The sequence below is a fragment of the Ruegeria sp. BHSB064 genome (genome assembly GCF_059613205.1).
On the sequence record NZ_JBXWSB010000211.1, the window covers coordinates 1 to 4212 of the forward strand.

Annotated in this window: 4 protein-coding genes and 1 pseudogene; 1 reads left to right on the forward strand and 4 read right to left on the reverse strand. The window is 54.4% G+C overall.

Annotated features, from left to right (window positions below; translation table 11 throughout):
• From AC2FNU_RS24145 to AC2FNU_RS24155, 3 genes and pseudogenes are all read right to left on the reverse strand, one after another.
• Window positions 1-526 (reverse strand): annotated as a pseudogene (locus tag AC2FNU_RS24145) (carbohydrate porin); the annotation flags it as partial.
• Entirely contained in the window at window positions 523-1287 is a 765-nt protein-coding gene (locus tag AC2FNU_RS24150; protein ID WP_496793891.1) for a DUF3299 domain-containing protein, read from the reverse strand. The gene AC2FNU_RS24150 and the pseudogene AC2FNU_RS24145, both read right to left, overlap by 4 nt.
• Window positions 1288-1312: 25 nt before the next feature.
• Window positions 1313-2710, reverse strand: a complete 1398-nt coding sequence (locus AC2FNU_RS24155; protein WP_496793895.1) for an amidohydrolase family protein — start codon at window positions 2708-2710, stop codon at window positions 1313-1315.
• 142 nt (window positions 2711-2852) lie between these two features.
• Between AC2FNU_RS24155 and AC2FNU_RS24160 the strand changes: the two genes are divergently transcribed.
• A complete protein-coding gene (locus AC2FNU_RS24160) occupies window positions 2853-3866 on the forward strand; it encodes an AraC family transcriptional regulator (RefSeq protein WP_496793897.1) in 1014 nt (337 codons plus the stop codon).
• A 100-nt stretch (window positions 3867-3966) separates the two neighbouring features.
• Here AC2FNU_RS24160 and AC2FNU_RS24165 read toward each other — a convergent pair.
• Window positions 3967-4212: hypothetical protein (locus AC2FNU_RS24165; RefSeq protein WP_496793900.1), on the reverse strand; the 246-nt coding region annotated here is incomplete at its 5' end.

Genomic DNA, 4212 nt, shown 5'->3' on the forward strand with positions numbered 1-4212 from the left:
TGTCAACGAAATCCGTGACATCGATCTGCCCAACTTGCAGCGTCCATGAACCGTTTTCGGCCCGTTGGGTCCAGAACAGATTGGTGAGTAACAAACCGTTATCGTTGAACGCTGTCCCTGTGATCGAACGGGCCCCGCCATTCAGCCCGAGAAACTGCGGAGCAACGTCCGTGTAACTGTGCCGGTCTTCTATCTTGAATATCAGGGAACCCCGTTCAGTTGCCTGCCAACTACCGTAGAGGCGCGCAATTCCGCTGGCTGCCTTGCCGGTTCCCAGATCAGCATTCGTGGTTTGGCCCAATGCCAGGTAATCAATGTTGAACCGAAACCCACCTTCAGCCAGACGATCTTTCCACTGAAACCAGCCCGGTGCGATATTGCGCGGAAAATCGGAACGATATTGTGGGTCGGTCAGCCCGTCTCCGGGCTCAAGATCAGCTTCGACCGAAGAGGGCCCTGATAGCCCCTGAGCCGACGCTGCGCCAGCGAAGGCAAGGCTCAATGCGGCAACCAGAAGTCTTATCATTCAGACGCCCTTGCCCCGCCGGTCTTGCGATTTCCTGCCGCCCGGATGCGATCAGCGGCTCGCTGTTTCCATTCCAGCCTGTCTGCCTCGGTTTCCAGAGTTTCGACACGTTCCGTATCCAACTGGAAAGTCGCGTTCATAGGCATAAGGCCATCCACAACCATCATATTTTGAACAGAAGGATCGATAGTCAGCTTACCGGTTAGCCGAACGGGTTCGTGGAAATAGCTGGGTATCCAATCGTCGTTCAACCGCACGCGGATCATCTGGTTAGGAGGGGGCGGAGGCATGTGACTGCACATCCCGCGCTCTGGCACCAAATAGGCCACGGGCCGACCGTCCGGATCGCTTGGGGCAGGAATAGCAAAGCCTGCGAGTGTGATTGTTTGACCGTCGAATTGCGGATTCCCGTTTGTACCAGCTTTTCTTCGGCGTTCTGTCACGACCTCCCGCTGATCGAGCAGCCAGTCGATATCAATTCCGTCAGCTGCCAGGGCGTCCTCAGTCTCAGCGAGCAGCTCTTGCCATTTCTGCCGTTCTTCTTCGCTGCCATTGTCTTGCTGTATCCTGCCGCGCAGTCGGACAACAAACAGAACATCGTCAAATTGTTCCGGGCTGAGATCGCGATAAGGATCTTCAAAGATTTGCGCGGACGGGTCTGGAAGATCCGCCCAGTCCAACGCCACCCCATTCGAGGCCAACGCGGGGGGACCGCACCAAACCAACCCTGCGACTATTGTGGATCGTAACCAATTGCGCATGAACACCCTCCGGCTGCGGAATCAATCAGTCCAGCGTGTTTTTGTATATCACGCCATCTTTCATAACCAGGCGGATCGTTTCAGGGCTTTCCGGCCTGGGGTCCGCACCAAACCACTGATCACCCGTTCCAACGACCGAGAAGTCTTCGAGCGGATTTCCATCAATCAAAAGGATGTCGGCATAAGCCCCTGCTTCGATCACGCCAAGCTTTCCGGCCGTATACGGGTTCATAAAGTCACCTGACAAAGCGACCACCTCACCACCTGTCGAGGTCATCGTCACCAACGAGGTATACGGGCCGAAAAATTCATTGTTCAGGTGTTTTTCGTAGGCAATCTGGATATTGCACGCTTCAACCGACCCTACACAGTCTGTCTGGAACCCTCGCTTCACCGGGCATTCCTTCATATTGTCGATGTAACCTGCAAATGTGGCCGAGGCGGATTTTGCTTTGGCAAGGCTGGACGGAACGTTTGCCACCGCAGGAATATCAAGCAACCCGGGATCGAAGGCCGTCAGGTTGGTCGTGATATATGCCCCCTTTTCGTTCATGACCTCAGCGATTTCACAATCGAACGAGAACCCATGTTCGATCGACATCACGCCTGCATCCAGCGCATTCAGGATTGCTTCTTTTCGGTAAGAATGCGCCATTACGTAGCTGCCATACTCATTTGCGACTTGCACGGCTGCTTTTATTTCCTCTGGCGATCCAGCCAGCAATTGCCATGGATCAAAGGCCGAAACCACGCCACCGGATTGCATGAATTTCAACTGCGTTGCACCCATGCGAAAATTGTTGCGCGCGAATTTATAGACGTCATCGACACCGCTGATCTCTTGCGCCAGGTTCAGGCGGCTCATGTTCGTCTCAGCGCCCGGTGGAGCAGTGAAATTTGCGAAGTCTGCGTGGCCACCCCGTGTTCCGATGAATGCCCCAGAAGGATAGTACCGGGGGCCGTCTATTTGACCCGCATCAATGGCCCTTCGCAGCCCGCCATTGGCGCCACCCGCATCCCTGACTGTGGTAAACCCTTGCATGAGATACATCTCGGCCATCCGCGCACCGTGAATGGCAAAATCCTCCCACGTCGTGTTGGCCTCCATCGCCGGCAACGTAGGACCCATCAGCATAAGGTGCGCGTGAAGTTCGATGAAACCGGGCGTCAGCGTGCGCCCACCGCCGTCAATGACAGCAGCGTCGGGTGCATCGATCGCGTCTGTGGACACAGCCTTGATCAAATTGCCCTCGACCAGAACACTCGCGTTTTCGATACGCTGCTCATTCACGCCATCGAAGACATGGACGTTGGTGAACAATGTTTGCGGCTCGTCCTGATCCTGAGCCGAGGCAAGCATAGGAAAAGCCAAAACCGCTGCGATAGTCACAGATGCGTAAAAGGACATTCGTGAGCCGGACATGAGGTCTCCCTTCATATTCATGTTTCCCTAACTGTAGAGTGGAAACTTTTGGCTCGGTTGCCACTTTTGTATTAGGATGTTCGAATATGAAGGCTAAAGTGGCCACCGGGTAAAACTGCTGGCCTAACCAAGGGTGACAAGCTTGCCGTTCAATTCAACCTCTCAAGAGCATAGCGAAGGCTTTATCCGCCTCGCTTTAGCAGCCCCGTTTTTGCAGTTTCTCACCACCCGGGGGATCGATCCACAACCAGCTTTGGATCAGGTCGGATTGAAAGCTGAACTCTTGTCCGACCCATCTGTCTATGTCCACTCAGAGTTGGTCTATGGTCTGTTGAACGCCTTCTCTGAATTGTCAGGCGACCGATTTCTTGGACTCAATGTAGGGGAAACATTCGATCTGCAAGGGTGGCCTCCATTCGCTCAGGCATTGCAGTCGACAACTACGCTGTTCGAATTTTTTGCGCGTTTCGTCGGGCTTGTTCCGCAGGAATCCAACTCTGTGCGGCACAGTCTCGTCATAGAAGCCGACAAAGCGACTTATCGGATTGAGAGACAACAGGAACCAACGGTTCCACCTATTCAGGTCACAGGTTTTGGGGCCGCAATTTACGTCCGTCTGTTGCAAACCGTTGTCGGAAACTCCTGGGACCCTTCCCAAGTGCGTTGGGAAAGCAGATACATCAATGGCCTGCCACTCGACTACAAAGGGATCGAGGTCGGCCTTGGGGCCGATCCCGGGATGCAAATCAGCTTTCCCGTGGAATGGCTGTTCCTGAACCACGTTTCAAACGCATCGACCGCGCCTGTCGCCTCAGTTCGGGAAAAGGAAGAAGTGACCGTGGTTGCCGCATTGCGATCTGTCTTGCGCGACAAGTTGGATGAAGCCTATTTAGGGCCAGAGGTGGTGGCAGGCTTGCTGGGTATACCACCAGAGCGATTTTCCCGAGCACTTCAGCAGCAAGGCACAACGCTGCCCCGCGAAATCAAGCGGCTGCGCGTTGATGTCGCCAAAGAACATCTGAAAGCGGGTGAAATGACAATTGCCGAGATTGGACTAACGCTCGGCTATTCGGACAAGTCCCATTTCACCCGGTTTTTTCGAGGGCAAACCGGCACAACGCCGACGCAGTACCGCTTGGAACAGAAGTTAAAGTAAACTTCGCAAGATCCCGCGCTGCATCCGCTTGCCTTCCGTTTGCGCGAATATCGCCTGAGCAATTGCCGGACTTTTCGCAAACTCGGTTTACCTCGGAAGGTCACTGAACTGCGCGTTGCTTTCTTTCCGGCCAGAACTCATCAACAACGACATATGCCGCAATGACAAAGAAAGCGGCGCTGGCGACTTGAATAACGCGCGTGATGCTTTTGACGTCCGCCTCATCCGAAAACGGAGAAATCGACCCGCCATAAACGATAAGAACCGTCGTTAACGCCGAACCTGCCGCTGCAGCCAGCGGGATCTGAGTTTTTCCAAGGGCCCCGAGTGAGAGGCAGAAAAACAG